Source organism: uncultured Chitinophaga sp. (assembly GCF_937898475.1).
Taxonomy (GTDB): domain Bacteria; phylum Bacteroidota; class Bacteroidia; order Chitinophagales; family Chitinophagaceae; genus Chitinophaga.
Genome location: NZ_CALEJS010000010.1, coordinates 121,542 through 142,774, shown reverse-complemented (window position 1 = coordinate 142,774; position 21,233 = coordinate 121,542). Strand labels below are relative to the sequence as shown.

Below are 21,233 nucleotides of genomic sequence, written 5' to 3'. Positions count from 1 at the left end.
TTTAGTGTTTACAGCTCTTCATGTAATTCAAAGAGCGCTTCAATTTCAACAGGGATATTATCCGGCAGTGATCCCATGCCTACTGCGCTGCGTACGCCGATGCCATTCTCTTCTCCCCATATCTTTGCAAACAGTTCACTGCAACCGTTGATCACATAGGGATGACGTCCGAAGTCAGGTGTGGCATTCACCATACCTAATACTTTAATCACACGTTTTATTTTATCCAGGCTACCCAGGTTGGTCATCAGTGTAGACAGAATTGTTAATCCTACCTGGCGCGCTGCCAGCTTGCCCTGCTCTATATCCAGCTCCTCTCCTATACGGCCGATGATCAGGTTCTTGTCATCCTGTACGGGACCATGACCGGAAACATATACGTGCTTGCCATCAATTAAAAATGGTTTGTATACGCCTAAGGGAGTTGGCGCAGGGGGCAGGTTCAGGCCCAGTGCTTTGAAATTTTCAGTTGCTAATCCCACGTTCTGATAATTTTATAGTTACCGATGTAATAAAGCTATGGAATAAAAATATATTCATGCAGCTTTATTTGATAAACCTGCATGATAAACAAGAAATATATAATCGTTTATTCGTAGCGTAACGCTACTATAGGGTCAAGGCGGGAAGCCTTGATAGCGGGATAGATGCCGGAGATCAGCCCTACCGATGCGCAAAGCAATATACCCAGCGTGATCCAGAGCCAGGGCACTACAAAACTGGTGTTCAGCACCAGCGACATGAGGTTACCCACGATCATTCCCAGGATCACACCCAGCAGGCCGCCCAGCACACTAATGATGATGGCTTCATAAATAAACTGCTTTCGGATTGTGGGAGCAGTAGCCCCCAGTGCCTTGTTCACGCCTATTTCACGGGTGCGCTCTGCCACTGATACCAGCATGATGTTCATGAGCCCGATGGCAGAACCAAACAAGGTGATAAACCCGATCACCGCTGCAGCAAAAGTGACCGTACTCAGACTGCTGAACAGCATTTCAGCCAGGCTGTCGCTTTTGCTGATGTAGAAGTTATCATCTTCCCGCAGCTCCAGCCGGCGCACAATACGGAACAGACCGGTGGCCTCGGCCACAGCGGCATCCATCTGTGCTACATTGTTGACGGAAACACCTATCTGGTAAGACGCATTGGGACGACTAAAAACACGGCGTGTATTGTTCACCGTTGTTAATATGACATTATCTGCACTCATGATATTGCTGCTGCCTTTGGAGGCCAGCAGGCCTATCACGCGGTAGCGTACATCGCCTACACGAATGGTATTATTAACTACATTCTTCAGGTTGCGGCCAAAGAGCTTCACCGCTACATCATGTCCCAGCAATGCCACATTATGTCCGGATGCTACTTCGGCTTCCGTGAAATTGCGTCCTTTCTCTATGGTGTAGTTGGAAAGCCGCACATAATTCTCATCACCTCCTATGACCTGCACATTCGGATTTGTTTTCTTATCGTCTTTATAAACGGTGGCAATACCGGTGGCATTGAAAGATATGCTGACAACAGCGGGGAAAGAAAAGCGTCTTTTGAACTCCAGTGCCTCCTCATAAGAAATGCGTTTGTTACGGTTGGATGCCTTTACCTTGGCAGTGCGTTTATTTCCCTTGGTAGCCTTATCACCTCCACCCATACGGATCATCATTTCGCGGTTGCGGATAGAGAAACTGTTGGCCCCCATGCTGGCAAAGCTGTCATACAGGCTGCCCTTGATGCTGTCTATAGCGGTAAGAATTCCTACCAGCGCCATAATACCAAATGCAATAATGGCTACTGTAAGACCGGTTCGTAGACGATTGGCGCTGATGGAACGGTACGCCAGGGAGAATATATCACGAAATCGCATAGTAAAGGGTTCAACATAAAGTTAATATAAAAGTTTGAGGTTTGAAGTTTGAAGTTTGAGGTTGGCCTAAACGTTTGAGGTTCAGAACAAATAAGCTTTTACAGCGTACTTGTCCTGAACCTCAGATGATATCACTAAGATAAAACTCCGACCTTGCTAGGCAATGAAATGCAGCAGCAGCCCCGGGTAAACCCCCAGTGCGATCACAATGATCACCGCTATCACCAGCACGGCTTTAAATGCGGGGGAGAAGGGCTCCACTTCCGGTTCGCCGGTTTTGAAATACATGGCCATTACCACGCGGAAGTAATAGTAAATGCTGATGGCCGCACAAACCACGGCGAGGATCACCAGCCACAACAACTGTCCCTGTTGTACGGCTGCAGCCAGCACAAAATATTTTGCAAAGAAGCCTGCAGTTAAAGGTATACCAGCCAGTGAAAACAGGAAAACAGTGGCAGCCAGCGCCAATAAAGGCTCTTTACGGGCCAGTCCGTTAAATCCTTCAAAAGTGTAGTCCTTAACTTTCATTAATACGGCGAACATGCCAATGGTAGCCACGCTGTAGGCGGCTGCATACAGCACAATACCCTGTGTAGCGGTTTCATTCAGGGCGATCACCGCCAGCAGCATGAATCCCGCCTGCGCGATACTGGAGTAAGCCAGCATCCGTTTTACGCTTTGCTGGAATACTGCAGTGAGGTTGCCCAGCAACAGGGTGCCCGCAGCTATCAGGGCCAACACCAGCAGCCAGTGTCCGCTCAGCGCGCCGCCGGTAAAGCTTACATGGAAAAGGCGCAGGAAAGCGATGAAACCACCCGCCTTTACCACAGTGGCCATAAAAGAAGTGAAAACGGTGGGTGAACCGTCGTATACGTCAGGTGTCCAGAAATGGAAGGGCACCGCAGATACCTTGAAGGATAATGCAAAGATCAGCAGCATGATACCACTGATAGACAGGGGATGTACATCACCGCTGCCCAATCCCAGCTCATTCACGTTAAAGGTGCCTGCTGCACCGTAGATCAGGGTGATGCCCATGAGCAGTATACCGGTAGAAAAAGAGCCCATCAGGAAGTACTTCAGGGAAGCCTCGTTACTCTTCAGATTATTTTTATCAGCGCCCGCCAGGATATACTGGGGGATGGAGATGATCTCGATGGCCAGGAACAACATCAGCAGGTTACTGAAGCTGGTAGCCAGCATAATACCAGACAGGATGAAGAATATGAGTGCAAAATAATCTGCCACATGTTCGCCTACCTTTTCAAACTCGCTGCCAGACAACATGAAATACAGCAGCGTAGCGCCCAGGATCACTGCATTGAACAGGATACTGAACCTGCTTACCTCGATCATATTGTACAGCGTATGAGTACCTGTTTGTACCGTACCTATCTCCAGCAGGTTGGCAACAAATGACACCAGCAATACTGCAATGGCAAAATATTTAATGTGCTGCTTCTTCTGTATAAACAACCCCGCAAACATCATCACAACACCTGATAAAGCAGTAGAAATTAATGCGTTCATATTTCTGTCTTAGTTATTAGCCCATGGTCATGAAAGTCCATGGTCCAAAGCATATTCTTTATTTACAAGTAATACTACTTAACAATATTAGCCAGCAACATTTGTGAAGTGCTGTTCACCAGCTCCAGTATAGGCTTGGGATAAAAGCCCAGGAACAGGATCACGATCACAATGAGGCTGAGCGCAACCAGCTCTGTGTTCTGCAGATCTGTAAAGGTAGATGTAAGCGTGTTGCTCTGACCGAAGATCACTTTTTGCACCATATTCAGCGTATATACTGCCGCCAGGATGATACCCAGACCTGCTACCGCCATTACCCATGCGTTATACTGGAACAAGCCGCTGAACATCAGGAACTCGCCTATAAAACCATTCGTGAGTGGCAGGGCAATATTAGCCAGGGCAATGATCACCAGGAAGATCGCCATACGCGGAGCGTAGGTGGCTATACCGCCCATCTCTTCCATATTTTTGATATTCAGTCGCTGCTGGATGATCTCTACCACTATCCACAGGCCAATGATGTTAATACCGTGGTTGAACATCTGCACCTGTAATCCCTGCAGGCTCTGATCATTGTGGGCAAAGATAGCAGCGCTCATCAGGCCGATGTGGGCGATAGAGGAATATGCGATCAGGCGCTTAATATCTGTTTGCACAATAGCAATGCAGGAGGCGTAAATGATTCCGATCACAGACAGGATGATAGCTACATCAGACCACATGTACGCGCCCTGGGGCAGCACGGGTAGCAGCCAGCGAACGATACCGAAGAGGCCCATTTTCACCATCACCCCTGACAGGATCATGGTTACCGGCGTGGGAGACTGCTCGTAAGTATCCGGTTGCCAGGTATGAAAGGGGAAGATCGGCATCTTGATGGCAAAGGCCACAAACAGCAGCCAGAATAACCAGGACTGCTCCTGTGCGGGCAGGTTCAGATTGGTGAAAGCGGCGTAGCTGAAAGATCTGTCGGGAGACTGCAGGTAGAGGTAGATAATGCCCACCAGCATCAGCAGTGACCCTGTAAAAGTATAGATGAAGAATTTAAAGGTAACGGGTATACGCTTTTCACCGCCCCACATTGAGCAGAGGAAGTATACCGGTATGAGGGCCAGTTCCCAGAAAACATAGAACAGCATGGCGTCATAGGCGGTAAATACGCCTACCAGCCCCGCCTGGGATAACAGCATCAGTCCGTAAAAGCTGCCGGCCCGCTCGTAATTACGGTTGTAGATCGTGATAAAGACCAGGAGAAAAGCGATCGCGGTCAGCAGACAAAGCATCGCCCCCATGCCATCCAGGCCCACCTGGAAGCGTGCTCCCAGCTGCGGGATCCAGGGAACGCTCAGCTGTAAAGCCTCGGGAGCATGCTGGAACTGAACCAAAGCCCCTGCCACTACTGCTAAAGACGCCAGGGATGATACCAGGCCCAGCACTTTAGGTCCTGATCCCTTAAGGCCAAACGTAAGCAGGCCGGTTATCAAAGGGATCAATATTAGTAAAACTGTCAACATACTTCTTTAAATCTGTGTTCGATCGTCTGAAAGTCTGAAACGTTTGCAAATGGTTTAAACCTTCAAACACGCAACCTTTCAAACATTACAATAAGAGTCCTATCACAAATAATACGATAATACCTATTACCATGGCAAACACGTAGAAGCCTACCTGGCCATTCTGCAGGCGGCGGGCCTGCTGGCTGCCCCAGGTTACAGCACGGCCTGCGCCGTTCACCAGCCTGTCTATACCGTTTCTCTCCAGTTTGTCCTGGAAAAAGCGGGACAACATGCCCAGGGGTTTTACGATCACAGCATCATACAGCTCATCCACATACCATTTGTTCTCCAGCACTTTGGCTAAACCTGTATTCTCCTTACCGCTGTCGGTATATTTTGCATACCGTCCGCGGGCGATCAGTATAAAGACGATCACCAGCACGGTGCTGAGGCCCATCAGGATCCATTCCATACTGTGCTCCAGGTGATGCGGTGTTGCAATGGCTGCAGATCCTGCAAACACGGGAGACAGGTAGGATGCCAACAGGTGCTTCACACCAAACACTTCCGGTAAACCGAGATAACCACCCAGTATAGACAGCAGGGCCAGTACTACCAGCGGTATGGTCATAGCCGCAGGGCTTTCATGCAAATGATGCTCCTGCTCATGTGTGCCTCTGAAGCTGCCGCTGAAAGTGATGTAATATAAACGGAACATATAGAAAGCGGTCATCAATGCACCAGCGAGGGCCAATACATACATTACCTTATTCGCTGCAAAAGTGTGTGCAAGGATCTCGTCTTTAGAGAAGAAGCCGGACAGGCCGGGGATACCGGCTATCGCCAGGCAGCCTACCAGGAAGGTCCAGTGAGTAGTGGGCATGTATTTCTTCAGCCCCCCCATCTTACGGATATCCTGCTCTCCGCCCATGGCGTGGATCACAGAACCGGAACCCAGGAACAACAGCGCCTTGAAGAAAGCGTGAGTCATTACGTGGAACACGGCAGCTGTATAAGCGCCTACACCCAGGGCCAGGAACATATAACCCAGCTGGCTTACTGTAGAATAGGCCAGCACTTTTTTAATATCATTCTGTTTGAGGGCGATGGAAGCCGCCAGCAGGGCGGTAACCAGGCCGATGATCGCTACTACGGTCTGGATATGCGGTACCAGGGAGTACAACACGTTGCTGCGGGCTACCATATAAATACCAGCGGTAACCATCGTAGCGGCATGGATCAGGGCAGACACCGGTGTAGGACCCGCCATCGCATCGGGCAGCCAGGTGTATAAAGGTATCTGGGCTGATTTACCCATAGCGCCTACGAACAGCAGGATGGCGATAGCGGCTACGGCAACGTTATTCAGGCCCATGGCTTTGGCCCCGCCAAATACATGAGAGAACGTAACGCTGTTAAAGTTCACTATCATGAGGAAAATGCCCAGCAGGAAGCCCAGGTCACCAATACGGTTCATGACAAAGGCTTTCTTGGCGGCATTATTATAAGCAGTATTCTTAAACCAGAAACCGATCAGCAGGTAAGAGCAGAGCCCTACGCCTTCCCATCCGATGAACATCAGCACATAGTTGGCGCCCAGCACCAGTATCAGCATGGAGAACACGAAAAGGTTAAGATAGGCAAAGTAGCGGGCAAAGCTTTCATTGCTCTCATCGTGCATATAGGCGGTAGAGTAGATATGGATCAGTGAACCAACCCCGGTAATGATCAGGAGGAACAGCGCGCTCAGCTGGTCTACCTGGAAAGCAAATGGTATATGCAGACTGCCGGCGGAGATAAAGTCGAACAGTGTAATGGTTTGTGCACTGAATCCCGGCTGTCTTACCTCCAGGAAAATGAGCAGGCTCACTACAAACGCCGCCAGTATAACGCCACTGCCAACAATACCCACCTGGGATTTCGATAAATATCGCCTTCCTAATCCATTAATCAGGAATCCTAATAATGGTAAAAATGGTACCAGCCAAACGAGATTGATCATTTATGAATTACAATTTATGCTTAAAGCTTAAGGCCCAACGCTGAACGCTTTCTGCGTTTCACGTTAAGCGTTTTGCGTTTCGCGTTCTAGTTTTTCAGCCTGTTCAGGATATTGATATCAACAGCATGCGTATTCCTGTACACCATCACGATAATGGCCAGTCCTACCGCTACTTCTGCCGCAGCCACCACCATGATAAAGAACACAAAGATCTGGGCGGCGGCGGCATCTATACGGCCTGCATCTGCCCACATTTTGGAAAATGCCACCATCAGCAGGTTCACTGCATTCAGCATCAGCTCAATGCACATGAAGATAATAATGGCGTTCCTGCGCATGAGCACTCCCATTACACCTATACAGAATAAAGCAATGCTAAGGAATATATAGTATTGAACAGGCATTATCGATGAGTAATTAATTATTAAAAATGAATTATGAACAGTTAAGATCAGTGCTCTTTCTTTCCTATTACCACTGCGCCTACCATAGCGCTCAGGAACAATACGCTGCTGACTTCAAAAGGCACCACGTAATGGTTGAACAGCGTTTTACCCAGGTTGCCGATCAGGCCTATTTCAGTAGCGCCGCTTTGCAGGGATGGCATGCTGGCATCGCGCAGGGCTGCTACCAATATCACCAGCAGGGTACCGCCGCTGATGGCGCCCGCATATTTCAGCCAGTTGCGTTTCTGCGGTTCAATATCCGCGTTCAGGTTCATCAGCATGATCACGAAAAGGAACAGCACCATAATAGCGCCTGCATATACAATGATATGCACCACTGCCAGGAATTGTGCATTCAGCATTACATAATGCCCTGCTATTGTAAAGAAGGTAAGTATCAGGCATAACACGCTGGACACCGGGTTTTTACTCAGTATCACGCCCATGGCGCATACGAGGGATATTACCGAGAGGACCAGGAAAATGATTTGTTGCGTACTCATAATCGTTCTAAACAGTTTGTTTTGCTTTGGGATCAGGGATCAGCAGGTCATCCTTGCCATATATAAAGCCTTTGCGCTGGAAGTTAGCCGGCGCAAATGTTTCTGTCAGGTAGATGGCGTCTTTGGGGCATGCTTCTTCACAAAATCCACAGAATATGCAACGCAGCATATTGATCTCATACCGGGCCGCGTATTTTTCTTCGCGGTACAGGTGCTCTTCGCCGGGTTTTCTTTCGGCTGCTTCCATGGTGATGGCCTCCGCAGGGCAGGCTACCGCGCATAATCCGCAGGCGGTGCATCTTTCGCGGCCTTCCTCATCACGGTTCAATATATGAAGCCCGCGGAATACAGGGCTGAAGGGACGTTTTTCTTCAGGATAGCTCACTGTAGCTTTCTTCTGGAAGATGTGCTTAAAAGTGATGAGCATCCCTTTAAAAATAGCCGGCAGGTACATTCTCTCCCACAATGTCAGGGGTCTGCGGTCTACCGGTTGAACTCTGTTTGTTAGTGCTTGCATGATAATAATTTTGATGGTCCTATCCCTGGCGATACAATACAATAGCGCCGGTAATCAACATATTCAACAACGCAAGGGGGATCATAATGTTCCAACCCAGGCGCATCAGCTGGTCATACCTGAATCTTGGTATGGTCCAGCGTACCCACATAAAAAAGAACAGGAAGATGATGATCTTTATGAACAGGGCCAGGAAGCCCAGTATCGTCACCAGGTTGGGGCTCAGTCCCAGGCTGTCCATACCGGGGAAGCTGTAACCGCCGAAATAGAGGCTGGCCATCAGTGCAGAGCTGATAAACATATTAATGTACTCTGCAAACAGGTAGAAGCCCAGTTTCATCGAAGAATATTCCAGGTGATAGCCACCATTCAGCTCATTCTCTGCTTCAGGCAGATCAAAGGGCGTACGGTTACATTCAGCAAACGCACACACCAGGAAGATGAGGAAGCCCAGGGGCTGGTAAATAAAATTCCAGTAGCCGTGACGCTGCTGCTCTACAATGTCTTTCAGGCTGAGAGAGCCGGTCAGCATCAGGAGCGCTATCAGTGAAAGGCCCATGGCCAGTTCGTAAGAGATGATCTGTGAAGCGGCGCGCACGGAAGCCAGTAATGAATACTTGTTATTGGAAGCCCATCCGCCCAGCATAATGCCATAAACACCCAGGCTCACTACGCCGAAAATATAGAGGATGCCTATATTGATATCTGCTACCTGCAGGGAGATCTCTTTACCTGCGATGGTGAGGGTATCGCCCCAGGGTATTACTGCGCTGGTCATACAGGCCACCAGCATTGCCAGCGAGGGGCCCAGTATAAACAGGAAACGGTTAGCGGTACCGGGAATGATCTCTTCTTTGAAAAAGAGCTTGCCGCCATCTGCAAGGGGTTGTAAAAGCCCCATAAAACCAGCGCGGTTAGGACCACGTCTGTCCTGTATGATGGCTGCCACCTTTCTTTCTCCCCAGGTAGAGTACATTGCCACTATCAGGGACAGTGCCAGTACGCCTGATATCAGCACCAGCTTCTCCAGTATAAAGTACCAGTCTATAGACATATCTTCTATTACGAGTTACGAATTACAAATTATGCGGTACGCTTACTGCATTATGCGTTAAGCGTCCTTTTTGAAATCATCTGAATGCGCAGGGCCGTCTATTTTAGACAACTCTATACCCGGGCGATTCACTTCACTTACGCTGTGAATGTCCATCAGCAGTCTTGGCTGACGGCCTTCCAGCACATCGGTGATGGTCTCTTTGGGCTTCACGGTGCCTACATAGTGGCCCTGTGAGATAACGCTGTGGCGGTCTATCTTTCGCGGGCCTTCTATGGTCCAGTCTTTTACATCTTTGGTATGGAAGCGGCAGGTATCGCAGATGAATTCTTCTACTTCGCCGTATTTGTCCTTGCGGGCGGTTACGCGGAAGATCTCGTCGCCGCGCATCCACAGTACGGTTTTACCGCAGCATTTGTCGCAATGACGGTGGGCGTCTACCGGTTTCAGGAACCATACACGGTTCTTGAAGCGGAATGTTCTGTCGGTAAGGGCGCCTACCGGGCATACGTCGATCACGTTACCGATGAAATCATTATCCAGCGCTTTCTGGATATAAGTGCCTATCTCAGCATGCTCACCGCGGCCCAATACGCCGTGCTCGCGCCTTTGCGTCAGCTGGTCTGCGGTGTACACACAACGGTAGCAGAGAATGCAGCGCGTCATGTGCAGCTTGATATTCTCACCGATGTCTATCTGGTCAAAAGTACGGCGTTTGAATTCGTAGCGGGTACCATCTGCACCATGCTCATAGCCCAGGTCCTGCAGATGACATTCGCCCGCCTGATCGCAGATGGGGCAGTCCAGCGGGTGGTTCAGCAGCAGGAATTCCACTACGCCTTTACGCGCTTCCTGTACTTCGGGAGAAGTGATGTTGGCCACTTCCATACCATCCATTACGGTAGTACGGCAGCTGGCCACCAGCTTTGGCATAGGACGGGGATCGGCCTCAGAGCCTTTGGTCACTTTCACCAGGCAGGTACGGCATTTACCACCGCTGCCCTGTAATTTGGAATAGTAACACATTGCCGGCGGCACAATATCTCCTCCTATCTGACGGGCAGCATTGAGGATGGTGGTGCCGGGCTCCACTTCCACAGAGATATTATCGATCTTGACCTTGAATAGTTTCTTTTCTTCAGCCATGTTTATTTTTTTAAAGCTGTGGCATTATACTGCAGCGGTTGCAAGCGGCAGCGGATCTGCATAATGCGCGAGGCCGTAATTACGTTTCACGCACTCCTCAGGATTCAGCACATGCCATTCAAACTCGTCACGGAAGTGACGGATAGCCGCTGCCACCGGCCATGCGGCTGCATCGCCCAGCGGACAGATGGTATTGCCTTCTATTTTACGTTGTATATCCCACAGCAGGTCTATATCACTCATTTTTCCTTTACCGTTCTCAATGTTGTGCAGCACGCGTTTCATCCAGCCGGTACCTTCGCGGCAGGGGCTGCACTGTCCGCAGCTTTCATGATGATAGAAGCGGGCCAGTGACAAGGTATGGCGTACTACGCACTGATCTTCATCCAGCACAATAAAGCCGCCGGAACCCATCATGGAGCCGGAGGCAAAACCGCCGTCGTTCAGGCTTTCGTAGGTCATCATGCGGCTTTCGCCTTTAGCAGTTTTGAGCAGCAGGTTAGCCGGCAGGATGGGTACGGATGATCCGCCCGGAATGCAGGCCTTCAGGCGTTTGCCGTTCGCAATGCCACCGCAATATTCGTCAGAATAAAGGAATTCTTCTACAGAGATATTCATCTCGATCTCATAAACACCGGGCTTGTTGATATTGCCGCAGGCGGAAATGAGCTTGGTACCGGTTGATTTACCGATACCGTATTTGGCGTATTCCTCACCGCCGATGTTGATGATCGGCACTACCGCAGCCAGTGTTTCCACGTTGTTCACCACGGTGGGGCTCTGCCACAAACCTTTTACAGCGGGGAACGGCGGCTTGATACGGGGATTACCGCGTTTACCTTCGAGCGATTCTATCAATGCAGTTTCTTCACCGCAGATATAAGCGCCGGCGCCGCGTTGAACATATATCTCCAGGTCAAAACCAGTGCCCTGGATGTTCTTACCCAGCCAGCCATTCTGTTTGGCTTCTGCAATGGCTTGTTCCAGTATATCAGGGATCCAGGCGTATTCGCCGCGGATGTAGATGTAAGTATGGTTAGATCCTAATGCAAAGCTGGAGATCAGCAGCCCTTCTATCAGCAGGTGGGGCAGGAACTCCATGAGGTAACGGTCTTTGAAAGTACCCGGCTCTGATTCATCTGCGTTACACACCAGGTAGCGGGGTACGCCTTCCGGTTTAGCCAGGAAACTCCATTTCATACCGGTAGGGAAGCCTGCGCCTCCACGGCCGCGAAGGCCGCTTTTCTTCACCTCTTCTACCACCTGCTCGGGGCTCATGCTTTTGAGCACCTTCTCTGCTGCGGCATAACCTCCGTTGGCCCGGTATGTGCTGTAATACCGGATGTTCTCAATATGTGCTTTGTCTAAGAGTAGTTTGCGTCCCATAGTTATTCAGGTTGGTTAGTTTGCTTTCGCCCTGCATTCGGCAATGATCGCGTCTACCTTTTCAGGGGTAAGATGTTCGCGGTAATGTTTGCCTAACTGCATCATGGGGGCGTATCCGCAGGCGCCCAGGCACTCTACCGTTTTAAGGGTAAAGAGGCCGTCGGGCGTGGTCTCTCCCACTCCAATACCCAGTTTGCTCTTTATATAGTCAATGATCTGATCGGAGCCGTTCAGCATGCAGGGCCCTGTCTGACAAACCTCGAACAGGTACTTGCCTACTGGTTTCATGTTGAACATGCTGTAAAAGGTAGCCACCTCATACACTTCTATCGGCGTGATCTGCAGCAGGGAAGCCACGTAATCCATGGTCTCCGGGCTGAGCCAGCCTCCAAACTCCTCCTGCGCCAGGTGCAGCAGCGGTATCAGCGCGCTTTTCTGTTTCCCCTCGGGATAGCGTGCGATGATCTCTTTTACTTTATTCAGTTTTTCTTCTGAAAATTGAACCATGTTGATAAATTAAAACATCTGCTGTTATTCTTGATTATGCGTCCAGCTCTCCGGCTATCAGGTTCAGGCTGCTCAGGCAAATAATGGCATCGCTCAGCATGGCGCCTTTCACCAGTTCAGGATAAGCCTGATAGTAGATGAAGCAGGGACGCCTGAAATGCAGGCGGTACGGGCTGCGCCCACCGTCGCTGATCAGGTAGAAGCCCAGCTCACCGTTGGCGCCTTCTACGGCGTTGTACAGCTCACCCGGCAGTATATCAGATTCGCCCATGATGATCTTGAAATGATAGATGAGCGCTTCCATTTTCGTATATACATCCTGCTTTTGCGGCAGGTAGTAGGCAGGTAAATCTGCATGATATACATCATCGGGCAGGCCTTTCAGCTTGTCCATTGCCTGGCGGATGATGCTGAGGCTCTGCCACATTTCGGCGTTGCGTACCAGGAAACGGTCATAGCAATCGCCCGTGGTGCCTACCGGTATGGAGAACTCGAAATCTTCATAAGAGCTGTAGGGATGCGCCACCCGTACATCATAGTCTACCCCTGCGGCACGCAGGTTGGGACCGGTGAAGCCGTAGTTCATGGCCCTTTCGGCACTGATGGGACCTACGCCGGTGGTTCTTTCCACGAAGATGCGGTTACGCGTCATCAGTGTTTCAAACTCTTTCAGCGCTTTGGGAAATCCTGCCAGGAATTTCTCTATTTTCTGGAAGGCTGCGGGTGTGAAGTTTCTTTCAAAGCCCCCGATACGGCCAATGTTGGTAGTTAAGCGGGAACCGCACACTTCTTCATATATCTCGTACGCCAGCTCGCGGTATTGCATCAGGTAGAGGAAACCTGTAAAAGCACCGGTATCCACCCCAACCACCCCATTACAGATCAGGTGATCCGTAATACGCGCAAGCTCCATGATGATAACCCGGAGATAGTCTACGCGTTTGGGCGTTTGTACGCCCAGCAGCTTTTCTACCGTGAGGTGCCAGCCCATATTGTTGATGGGGGCAGAACAGTAGTTAAGACGGTCTGTTAAAGGTGTGATCTGGTAGTAGGGACGACGTTCCGCTATTTTTTCAAATGCGCGGTGAATGTACCCAACCGTAGATTCTGAATTCACCACACGTTCTCCGTCCATTTCCAGGATATTCTGGAACACACCGTGGGTAGCCGGGTGCGTAGGACCCAGGTTCAGCGTGGTGGTCTGCTTTTCTATAGAGCCTTGCGGCAGGTTTATATGTGGCTGCTCTAACATGATCAGTGAATAATGAAGAATCAATAATTAATAACTGGTGGCCTGTATCCCTCGGGTCGCCTGTTTTACCAGTTATTCATCATTAATTATTAATTGTTAATATTTAGCGTCCAAACATCTCGTCATCCTTATCAATACGCGTCTGGTCTTCCAGCGGGAATTCCTTGCGCATTGGGAAATATGTCATTTCATCTACGTTCAGGATGCGTTTCAGGTTAGGGTGCCCCACGAATTCTACTCCGTAGAAGTCGTAAGTCTCTCTTTCCATCCAGTTGGCAGACTCGAATAGTTTAGTTGCTGTAAATACCTTGGGGGCTGCAACAGGGACGAAGATCTTCAAACGCAGCCTTACTTTTTCGCGGAAGTTATAAAGGTGGTAAACTACTGCCAGTTCTGCATCCGCCTGGTGGGGATAGTGTACGGCAGTAAGGTCTGTCAGAAAACGGAATTGCAGTTCCTCATCATCGTACAGGAACTGCATTACTTTCAGGTTGAGGGCGGCCGGTGCGGTAAAGGACAATATTCCAAATGGTTCTTCGAAACTGGTCAATTCCTCTCCAAACTTTTCAACCAATCTTTGCTTTATATAGTCGTTTGTCAAAGACATCACGATGTTAGTTTAAATTTTATGTTGTGGGCGATTACTGGATACCGTAGCTGTTCATCAGGTCTTTATACCTTTCTGAATGACGGCGGCGCAGGCTTTCCTGGCCAACCAGCTCCTGGATCCTCATAAAACCGTCCAGGATCGCTTCCGGCCGGGGAGGACATCCTGGAACGTATACATCAACCGGTATTACCTGGTCTATCCCCTGTAATACGGAATAAGTGTCAAATACACCACCGCTGGACGCACAGGCGCCAACGGCTATCACCCAGCGGGGTTCTGCCATCTGCAAATATACCTGCCGCAGTACAGGACCCATTTTCTTGGCGATGGTTCCCATTACCATCAGCAGGTCGCACTGGCGGGGCGTAAATGCCATACGCTCGGCCCCGAACCTAGCCAGGTCATAGTGGGATGCTGCTGTAGCCATGAATTCAATGCCACAGCAGGAAGTAGCAAAAGGCAAAGGCCAGATGGAATTTTTCCTGGCGGCGCCAATCGCCTTGTCAAATGTAGTGGCAAAGAACCCCTCACCGGAATAACCTTTCGGTATTTCCACCATCTTCACCTTGGTATTATGTTGAACCGGACGTGCCATATATTAAGCCTCCAAAGTATTTTATACGTTTACAATAGCAGCATGCTGCTCCACTAGTCTTCCCACTTCAGGGCGCCCTTCTTAATGATATAGAAGAATCCACCCATAAAGAATGCCACAAACATCAGCATGGCCAGAAATCCATCCCATCCCAGTTCCCTGAAATTAACCGCATAAGGATAGAAGAAGATTACCTCCACATCGAACAGAACAAACAAAATGGCAGTCAGGAAATATTTGATGGCGATAGGCTGCCTTGCATTCCCAACCTGTTCAATTCCGCTTTCAAAGTTAATAAGTTTGTCGCTGGTTTTGCGTTTTGGCCCCAGATAGTGGGTAGCCACCATCGTAACGCCAACAAATCCCAGCGCAGCGATCAGCTGCAATACAATAGGGAAATAACTAAAAGGAGTGGTGGTTGCTGACAAAAGTTCAGTGTCTAAAAACATAAGCTTCCCAATAAAACGTTCACGCGAATGTGCAAAAATACTGCAACAAACGGCAAAATACAAATCTATGAAGCGCTAAAATATTATCTTTTTTTACCAAACGGGGACGAAAAAACCCCGGTGTGGCACCGGGGTTTCAACTCTGTTATAATATCGTTAAAATATACCTGCTAGCGGCGATTATTCTGGCTGGACCGGGTACCGGCTCCCGGCTTGGACTGCGACTTATTGGTACTTGACAGGTTTTCTTTGATCTGTTTCACCGTCTGGTTGTCAGGATCTATAGCCAGCAGCTTGTTCATGTAGGTCTGCAGGTTGGTTTTATCGTCTTTGTTATAGTAATACACCATAATGTAAGTATAAGCCCTAACCAGGCCTACTTTGTTCTTGGCCGGGTCTCCCTCTGCCATGGACAAATATTTCTCAAAATAAGGCACGGCAGCCCCTGTTTTCGCCAGTTCGTCCTTGGCGGCGTTCACATAGCCCCGCCAGTAGTGCCCTGTTGTAATGTCAGGAAACTTTTCTGCCAGTATACCGAAGGCAGAATCGGCCCTGTTCAGCATGACGGTGTCAAGGGGCGACTGGCTGCCGGCGGCCCGGAAAAAGTTCTGACCCACGTTATAGTAGTCTACCGCGGTAGGCGTTTCCTTCAATTCGGTCTTGATGCCGATCACGCGCTGATACCATTCTGCCGCCTTATCAAAGGCTTCTGCATTGGCATATGCCCTGGCCACATCTTCATAGCGGGCCACGTCCCTGGTGGTATCCGCCTCTGCGTATTTTTCCAGGTATGTCAACGCCTGTTTGTTGATGGCTGCCTGCTGCGCAGAATCGGATGATTTCAGCCGGGTGTAGATGTTGCTTAACATCTTATAGTCGTTCGTCTCCAGCTTTTCAGGCGGCACTGTTTTAACGTATTCGTCCATGGTTTTCTGGGCGTTCAGGGAATCGCCTTTCTGCAGGTAGGCGTCTGCTATCAGGCGGGTAAATTTGCCCTTATAGGCGTCATTGGCCTGCGGTAATACGCTTTGCGCCTTGCTGATGGCGGCATCATAGTCTTTTTTATAGAAAGAGATGGCCGCCAGGTTGTATTCATTTTCCTGCTGCCCGGCCCCTGTGCCCACCACTTCCATGTAGCGCTGCAGGAATTTGGCAGCGTTTTCCAGGGAGAAGGTGTTTTTGGTAGGAGTGATATAAAACTGGTACAATTCGTAATAGGCGGGACCGTAATTTGGGTCCATGGTGGTAGCCTTGGTCCAGTCGTTCACTGCTTCCTGCAGCAGCCTGGCGTTAAAGTTCACCTGTCCCTGTTTCATAACGGCCTCCGCGCGGTTGGGCTCCAGTTCCAGCGCCTTATCGTAGGTAGTGATGGCTTTACCGCCATTTTCACCACCCAGCAGGCGGTAGGCGTCTCCCAGTTCGATATAGTCTGCCGCAACGGGCGTGTATTTCTTTTTACCCTTGGCGTCGGGATTGTTCAGCAGCTTCTCCATAACGCTCAGGGCATATCCGCGGTCACCGCCTTTCACTTCGGTATTGGCGTCTGCAATGGCGCGGGCCACTTCTGCATTGGTACCCTGGGTAGCCTGGCTGGCGGCTTCAAATTTCTGTTTGGCTGCTGCCGCATTGCCGTTGATCAGGTCTATACGGCCAAGCCCCACCTGTAATAAGGGGGAGTTTGGCACTGCCTGTAACCCCTTCTGGAAAGCGGCAGCGGCACCTTCGGTGTTTTCCAGTCCCAGTTCTGCCATGCCCAGGTAATAGTATGCCCGCTCGTCGGGTTTGGAGGCTACGATCTTTTCAAAAGTCTGCTTGGCGGATTGATATTTGTTGTAGTAAAGGTCTTTCAAACCATCTTCAATGGATTGGGCCCATAAGCCGTTGGCAAGGCCAAGCAAGGCTGCAATCATTATTAACTGTCTCATGCGCTTCTGATTTTTTAGAATAACCAGTTTGTCCCTTTTTCTTTTTTGCACTTATACTAAATATACCGAAAATTCGCGTGCCCCGGAACTATTAAATAGTTAAATAAAAAAGGGGAGCGCCGGCTGGCACTCCCCTTTCCAGGTTATTGCTGAATAACTTATTTCTTGTTCTGGTTGCCGGATTTAGCGGCTGCTTTGCTGGCAGCTTTAGCTGTGCTTGCCAGGTTTTCCTGGATCTGCTTGGCAGCAGGATCGTTAGGATTCAGTGACAATACCTTGTCCATCCAGGTTTTCAGGTTATCCTTATCATCTTTGTTATAGTAATATATCATCATGTATTGATAAGGATACATCAGCAGGTTGGGCTTCATTTTAGATTCGCCGCCCACTTCAAAGAATTTCTGGAAGTAAGGTATTGCTGCGCCTTCTTTAGCTTCCCGGTCGTTCAGCATGTTGGCGCGGCCCCTCCAGTATAAGCCCAGGGCTTCCTGGTTAGGATATTTCTGCACAAAAGTACCGAAGGTAGAGTCTGCATCAGTAGGTTTGTTAGCATAGATCTCCATAGTACCTTTCCAGAAGTAGTCCTGGATCTTACCGGTGTTCTGCTCATCTGTGAAATCAGTAGTGAGCTTGCCATACCATTCAGCAGCACGGTCATAGTCACGCAGTGATTTGAACTTGTCAGCTACTTCGCGGTAGTGGTCTACATCTTTGGTAGTGTCCAGCGTAGCATATTTTTCCAGGTAGAAAGAAGCCAGGGAATCATTCAGGGCAGCCTGAGCGGAATCTGTGATCTTCAGACGGCCATAGATCTCGCTCAGCAGCTTGAAGTCATTAGGCTGCAGTTTAGCATCACCAACGCTTTTCACATACTCATCCATGGTTGATTTTGCGTTGAGTGAATCGCCTTTCTGCAGGTAAGCGTCAGCCAGCAGACGGGTAAATTTACCTTTGTTGGCTTCGTCAGCAGCCTGGGGCAGTACTGATTTGGCTTTGTTAATAGCAGCATCATAGTCTTTCTTGTAGAAAGAGATAGCCGCCAGGTAGTATTCGTTTTTCAGTTTGTCTGCAGGGTCGCCTACTTCCATGTATTTCTGGAGGTATTCTGCTGCCTTATCCCAGGAAAGCTGGTTCTTCTTGGGAGTGATGTAGAACTCGAACAGTTCAAAATAGGCAGGACCATAGTTAGGATCGGTGGCAACGGCCTTAGTCCATTCGTTCACCGCTTCCTGCAGTAGCTTGGCGTTGTAGTTCACCAGGCCTTGTTTCATGATAGCCTCTGCGTTGTTGGGTTCCAGTTCCAGCGCTTTTTCGTAGGTGGTGATGGCTTTACCGCCGTTCTCTCCACCCAGTACACGATAAGCGTCGCCCAGTTCAATATAGTCTGCTGCGGTAGCAGTATACTGTTCTTTCTTTTTACGGCCTTCATTGTTCAGCAGTTTCTCCATTACGCTCAGTGCGTAACCGCGGTCGCCGCCTTTTACAGATGTATTGGCATCTGCAATTGCACGGGCCACGTCTCCATTACGGCCTTGGGTAGCAGTGCTGGCTGCTTCAAATTTCTGCTTTGCAGCAGCGGCATCTCCATTGATGAGGTCTATACGCCCCATGGCTGCCTGCAGCAAAGGAGAATTCGGCACTGCTGTCAGTCCTTTCTGGAAGGTGGCAGCGGCGGCATCTTTATTTTCCAGGCTCAGCTCAGCTATACCCAGGTAATAATATGCTCTGTCATCCGGTTTGGATGCGATCACTTTCTCAAAAGTTTGCTTGGCAGATTGGTATTTGCCATAGTAAATGTCTTTTAATCCATCTTCTACAGATTGGGCCATAACGCCATTAGTCGCGACGCACAGCAATGCTACAATTAAGCTTTTCCGTCTGTTCATGAGCAATCTGGTTTTAGTTGTGTTGTTATGTGTTGTGTTGTTTTACTGTGTTGTGTTGCTGCAATACTTTCTATTGCAACTGCGCTTCCCTGAATACGGCGTTGATCCTTGCAGGGAAGAGCCTGAACTTTTTGATCACCAACTGACCTTCGTAACTGCCGAGGAAGGTTACAAATCCTGTGCCTAAGCCCCGGTAGGGTTCTTTCAGACAAAAGAACATCCCTCTCTTGAGGGGATAAGATCCAGTGGCGATGTATGCCTGATAAGGCTTTACAAATTCTGATCCATAATCGGCGCGTACCTTTACCACGCTTACCTTGCTGGTGAACTCGATAGTGGTTGAATCGTCCGGATCGGAGATCCAGTTCACGCCTATTACACCAATAGCATTTTTATTCTTCGTTACATAATCCACCACTTCGGGATTGGTCTTTGCCGCCATGGTATTGGGCGGCAATGGCTTTCCTTTGTTAATGGAATCACGTATGAACCTTACGGTGCTGGAATTTTCGTTATCAAATACCAGCTGCCAGTTACGTTCCTTATCTGTACCATCCATGATATGCCGTACCTGGTCCATTGTCAGTATAGAGTCGGCATTTTCACGGTTAACGATCAGCGCTGCGGCATCCCAGGCTAACAGCATACTTTGCGGACTGATCTTGAGCTGTTTGAAATAGTCTTTCTCCTTATCGTTGAAGCTGCGTGTCACGATAACAAGTCGTGCACTGTCATTCAGCAGGTCCTTAAAACATTCTGATTCCGGTTTGTATTCCGCAATGATGCGTGTCTTAGGATACAGGGACTGGAATACTTTGATCTCGGCCTCAATTAAAGGCTCAAAAGTTTCGTCTACGCTGATACGGATAGTTCCTGTTGTAGGCGTATCATAGGACTGATCTCCCTGGCCGCCGCTGTTACAAGCGAACAAGCCTACAGTCAGCAATACCAGCCAGGTGGCTTTATGGTTTACGAGTTTTGATAACATGGTGTAGCTCCTCCGGTTAGTTAATCGTCTGTTGTTCGTTTGCCAGTTGTTAAATATCTAACGCCTCTGTATATACGAAACAACCCATATGCCATCAATATCACACCAAAGATGTTCATCACCAGAGGAGACATCCGAAAATTGGCAAACCCCAGCTGCTCACCAAAGAACGCAAATAGTCCAAAGAGCACAAAGAATATTCCTCTTATCAATTCCCCCAGCGGGCGGTATTGTACCGCTAAACGCCGCTTGCTTGAGCTTTCCTGTTGCATTAGCATTGTTAGTGAATTACAAGTATAAAAAAAATTTTTTTCAATCTTGCATACCCAAACCTAGAAGAATGTTAAAAAAACCTGGCCCGGATATGCTCAAACGGCCTGTGCTGCTGCTTCTACAACAATGCAACAATCGTAATATTTCCTGGTTCGGATCTTTATCAATTGTTAACAGAGTTGTTAAGATACTGTTAATGAAGCGGCTTTACTTGATGCCGTTTGACTATATAGATGCTGCACTACCCTGTTTTCCATATATGCAGTTCCCGCAAAAATCTTGTAGGTTTGCGGTCCCGGTAAGGCCGGTATGGCGGATAGCCCCCCGTTGCCTGAGCCGGGCAACAAACTTATACGATGAGAATATTAATGGTATGCCTGGGTAATATCTGCCGATCTCCGCTGGCAGAAGGTATTTTAAGGCACCTGGCACAACAGAAAGGTTTAGATTGGGAAATTGATTCAGCAGGCACCGGGAGCTGGCATATCGGCGATCCGCCAGACCATCGCTCCGTAAAAGTGGGCAAACGGCATGGGGTGGATATTTCCCAACTGCGGGGACGGCAATTCTCTACCGCAGACTTCGATCTTTTTGACCGGATCTATGTGATGGACCTGGACAATTACCGCGACGTGCTGCGCAAAGCCCGCAGTGAAGCCGACAAACAGAAAGTGCAGCTGCTGCTGGACAACCAGCAGGAAGTACCCGATCCCTGGTACGACGACGCCCTTTTTGAACCGGTATACAATATGATATATGAGGCGTGCAACCGTATAGTAAATGAATAGTTGTTTCCGG

At 49.1% G+C, this 21,233-nt stretch carries 20 protein-coding genes; 1 reads left to right on the top strand and 19 read right to left on the bottom strand.

The window, feature by feature from the left end; genetic code table 11:
- Positions 1-8: 8 nt before the first annotated feature.
- The 19 genes from Q0577_RS01015 to Q0577_RS00925 form a co-directional block, all read right to left on the bottom strand.
- Entirely contained in the window at positions 9-482 is a 474-nt protein-coding gene (locus Q0577_RS01015) for a RidA family protein (RefSeq protein WP_298731897.1), read from the bottom strand.
- 107 nt (positions 483-589) lie between these two features.
- Complete coding sequence (locus Q0577_RS01010) at positions 590-1,864, bottom strand: ABC transporter permease (protein WP_298731895.1); 1,275 nt, start codon at positions 1,862-1,864, stop codon at positions 590-592.
- Positions 1,865-2,020: 156 nt separating this feature from the next.
- Complete coding sequence (locus Q0577_RS01005; protein WP_298731893.1) at positions 2,021-3,397, bottom strand: NADH-quinone oxidoreductase subunit N; 1,377 nt, start codon at positions 3,395-3,397, stop codon at positions 2,021-2,023.
- A gap of 74 nt (positions 3,398-3,471) precedes the next feature.
- Entirely contained in the window at positions 3,472-4,893 is a 1,422-nt protein-coding gene (locus Q0577_RS01000; protein ID WP_298731892.1) for an NADH-quinone oxidoreductase subunit M, read from the bottom strand.
- A gap of 106 nt (positions 4,894-4,999) precedes the next feature.
- The gene (gene nuoL / locus Q0577_RS00995) at positions 5,000-6,898 is read right to left on the bottom strand and encodes an NADH-quinone oxidoreductase subunit L (protein WP_298731889.1); all 1,899 of its coding nucleotides are present in this window, start codon (positions 6,896-6,898) and stop codon (positions 5,000-5,002) included.
- Positions 6,899-6,984: 86 nt separating this feature from the next.
- Positions 6,985-7,302, bottom strand: coding sequence for an NADH-quinone oxidoreductase subunit NuoK (gene nuoK / locus Q0577_RS00990; protein WP_298731887.1), 318 nt, complete (start codon positions 7,300-7,302; stop codon positions 6,985-6,987).
- A 47-nt stretch (positions 7,303-7,349) separates the two neighbouring features.
- Positions 7,350-7,847 (bottom strand): NADH-quinone oxidoreductase subunit J, encoded by a 498-nt coding sequence (locus Q0577_RS00985; protein WP_298731885.1) that lies wholly within the window; start codon positions 7,845-7,847, stop codon positions 7,350-7,352.
- 7 nt (positions 7,848-7,854) lie between these two features.
- Positions 7,855-8,364 (bottom strand): NADH-quinone oxidoreductase subunit NuoI, encoded by a 510-nt coding sequence (gene nuoI, locus Q0577_RS00980; protein ID WP_298731883.1) that lies wholly within the window; start codon positions 8,362-8,364, stop codon positions 7,855-7,857.
- 19 nt (positions 8,365-8,383) lie between these two features.
- On the bottom strand, positions 8,384-9,418 hold the full coding sequence (gene nuoH, locus Q0577_RS00975) for an NADH-quinone oxidoreductase subunit NuoH (RefSeq protein WP_298731881.1): 1,035 nt from the start codon (positions 9,416-9,418) through the stop codon (positions 8,384-8,386).
- Between the two features lie 57 nt (positions 9,419-9,475).
- On the bottom strand, positions 9,476-10,564 hold the full coding sequence (locus Q0577_RS00970; protein WP_298731879.1) for a 2Fe-2S iron-sulfur cluster-binding protein: 1,089 nt from the start codon (positions 10,562-10,564) through the stop codon (positions 9,476-9,478).
- Between the two features lie 24 nt (positions 10,565-10,588).
- Positions 10,589-11,950: an NADH-quinone oxidoreductase subunit NuoF gene (gene nuoF / locus Q0577_RS00965; protein WP_298731877.1), complete on the bottom strand. Its 1,362-nt coding sequence runs from the start codon at positions 11,948-11,950 to the stop codon at positions 10,589-10,591.
- 15 nt (positions 11,951-11,965) lie between these two features.
- On the bottom strand, positions 11,966-12,457 hold the full coding sequence (locus Q0577_RS00960; RefSeq protein WP_298731875.1) for an NAD(P)H-dependent oxidoreductase subunit E: 492 nt from the start codon (positions 12,455-12,457) through the stop codon (positions 11,966-11,968).
- A 34-nt stretch (positions 12,458-12,491) separates the two neighbouring features.
- A complete protein-coding gene (locus Q0577_RS00955) occupies positions 12,492-13,709 on the bottom strand; it encodes an NADH-quinone oxidoreductase subunit D (RefSeq protein WP_298731873.1) in 1,218 nt (405 codons plus the stop codon).
- 103 nt (positions 13,710-13,812) lie between these two features.
- Entirely contained in the window at positions 13,813-14,316 is a 504-nt protein-coding gene (locus tag Q0577_RS00950) for an NADH-quinone oxidoreductase subunit C (protein ID WP_298731870.1), read from the bottom strand.
- A 34-nt stretch (positions 14,317-14,350) separates the two neighbouring features.
- Entirely contained in the window at positions 14,351-14,878 is a 528-nt protein-coding gene (locus tag Q0577_RS00945) for an NADH-quinone oxidoreductase subunit B (RefSeq protein ID WP_298732220.1), read from the bottom strand.
- Positions 14,879-14,967: 89 nt separating this feature from the next.
- Positions 14,968-15,363, bottom strand: a complete 396-nt coding sequence (locus Q0577_RS00940; RefSeq protein ID WP_298731868.1) for an NADH-quinone oxidoreductase subunit A — start codon at positions 15,361-15,363, stop codon at positions 14,968-14,970.
- Positions 15,364-15,533: 170 nt separating this feature from the next.
- Positions 15,534-17,288, bottom strand: coding sequence for a tetratricopeptide repeat protein (locus Q0577_RS00935; RefSeq protein ID WP_298731866.1), 1,755 nt, complete (start codon positions 17,286-17,288; stop codon positions 15,534-15,536).
- Between the two features lie 158 nt (positions 17,289-17,446).
- Positions 17,447-19,174, bottom strand: a complete 1,728-nt coding sequence (locus tag Q0577_RS00930; protein WP_298731865.1) for a tetratricopeptide repeat protein — start codon at positions 19,172-19,174, stop codon at positions 17,447-17,449.
- A 70-nt stretch (positions 19,175-19,244) separates the two neighbouring features.
- A complete protein-coding gene (locus Q0577_RS00925; protein WP_298731863.1) occupies positions 19,245-20,162 on the bottom strand; it encodes a PstS family phosphate ABC transporter substrate-binding protein in 918 nt (305 codons plus the stop codon).
- A gap of 629 nt (positions 20,163-20,791) precedes the next feature.
- Here Q0577_RS00925 and Q0577_RS00920 point away from each other — a divergent pair.
- On the top strand, positions 20,792-21,223 hold the full coding sequence (locus tag Q0577_RS00920) for a low molecular weight protein-tyrosine-phosphatase (RefSeq protein WP_298731862.1): 432 nt from the start codon (positions 20,792-20,794) through the stop codon (positions 21,221-21,223).
- Positions 21,224-21,233: the final 10 nt, after the last annotated feature.

What these genes read in the sequence shown, in the direction of transcription:
- Q0577_RS01010 (WP_298731895.1), bottom strand. Translation starts at nt 1,864, where the DNA reads ATGCGATTTCGTGATATATTCTCCCTGGCGTACCGTTCCATCAGCGCC.
- Q0577_RS01005 (WP_298731893.1), bottom strand. Translation starts at nt 3,397, where the DNA reads ATGAACGCATTAATTTCTACTGCTTTATCAGGTGTTGTGATGATGTTT.
- nuoL (WP_298731889.1), bottom strand. Translation starts at nt 6,898, where the DNA reads ATGATCAATCTCGTTTGGCTGGTACCATTTTTACCATTATTAGGATTC.
- nuoK (WP_298731887.1), bottom strand. Translation starts at nt 7,302, where the DNA reads ATGCCTGTTCAATACTATATATTCCTTAGCATTGCTTTATTCTGTATA.
- Q0577_RS00985 (WP_298731885.1), bottom strand. Translation starts at nt 7,847, where the DNA reads ATGAGTACGCAACAAATCATTTTCCTGGTCCTCTCGGTAATATCCCTC.
- nuoI (WP_298731883.1), bottom strand. Translation starts at nt 8,364, where the DNA reads ATGCAAGCACTAACAAACAGAGTTCAACCGGTAGACCGCAGACCCCTG.
- nuoH (WP_298731881.1), bottom strand. Translation starts at nt 9,418, where the DNA reads ATGTCTATAGACTGGTACTTTATACTGGAGAAGCTGGTGCTGATATCA.
- Q0577_RS00970 (WP_298731879.1), bottom strand. Translation starts at nt 10,564, where the DNA reads ATGGCTGAAGAAAAGAAACTATTCAAGGTCAAGATCGATAATATCTCT.
- nuoF (WP_298731877.1), bottom strand. Translation starts at nt 11,950, where the DNA reads ATGGGACGCAAACTACTCTTAGACAAAGCACATATTGAGAACATCCGG.
- Q0577_RS00960 (WP_298731875.1), bottom strand. Translation starts at nt 12,457, where the DNA reads ATGGTTCAATTTTCAGAAGAAAAACTGAATAAAGTAAAAGAGATCATC.
- Q0577_RS00955 (WP_298731873.1), bottom strand. Translation starts at nt 13,709, where the DNA reads ATGTTAGAGCAGCCACATATAAACCTGCCGCAAGGCTCTATAGAAAAG.
- Q0577_RS00950 (WP_298731870.1), bottom strand. Translation starts at nt 14,316, where the DNA reads ATGTCTTTGACAAACGACTATATAAAGCAAAGATTGGTTGAAAAGTTT.
- Q0577_RS00945 (WP_298732220.1), bottom strand. Translation starts at nt 14,878, where the DNA reads ATGGTGGAAATACCGAAAGGTTATTCCGGTGAGGGGTTCTTTGCCACT.
- Q0577_RS00940 (WP_298731868.1), bottom strand. Translation starts at nt 15,363, where the DNA reads ATGTTTTTAGACACTGAACTTTTGTCAGCAACCACCACTCCTTTTAGT.
- Q0577_RS00935 (WP_298731866.1), bottom strand. Translation starts at nt 17,288, where the DNA reads ATGAGACAGTTAATAATGATTGCAGCCTTGCTTGGCCTTGCCAACGGC.
- Q0577_RS00930 (WP_298731865.1), bottom strand. Translation starts at nt 19,174, where the DNA reads ATGAACAGACGGAAAAGCTTAATTGTAGCATTGCTGTGCGTCGCGACT.
- Q0577_RS00925 (WP_298731863.1), bottom strand. Translation starts at nt 20,162, where the DNA reads ATGTTATCAAAACTCGTAAACCATAAAGCCACCTGGCTGGTATTGCTG.
- Q0577_RS00920 (WP_298731862.1), top strand. Translation starts at nt 20,792, where the DNA reads ATGAGAATATTAATGGTATGCCTGGGTAATATCTGCCGATCTCCGCTG.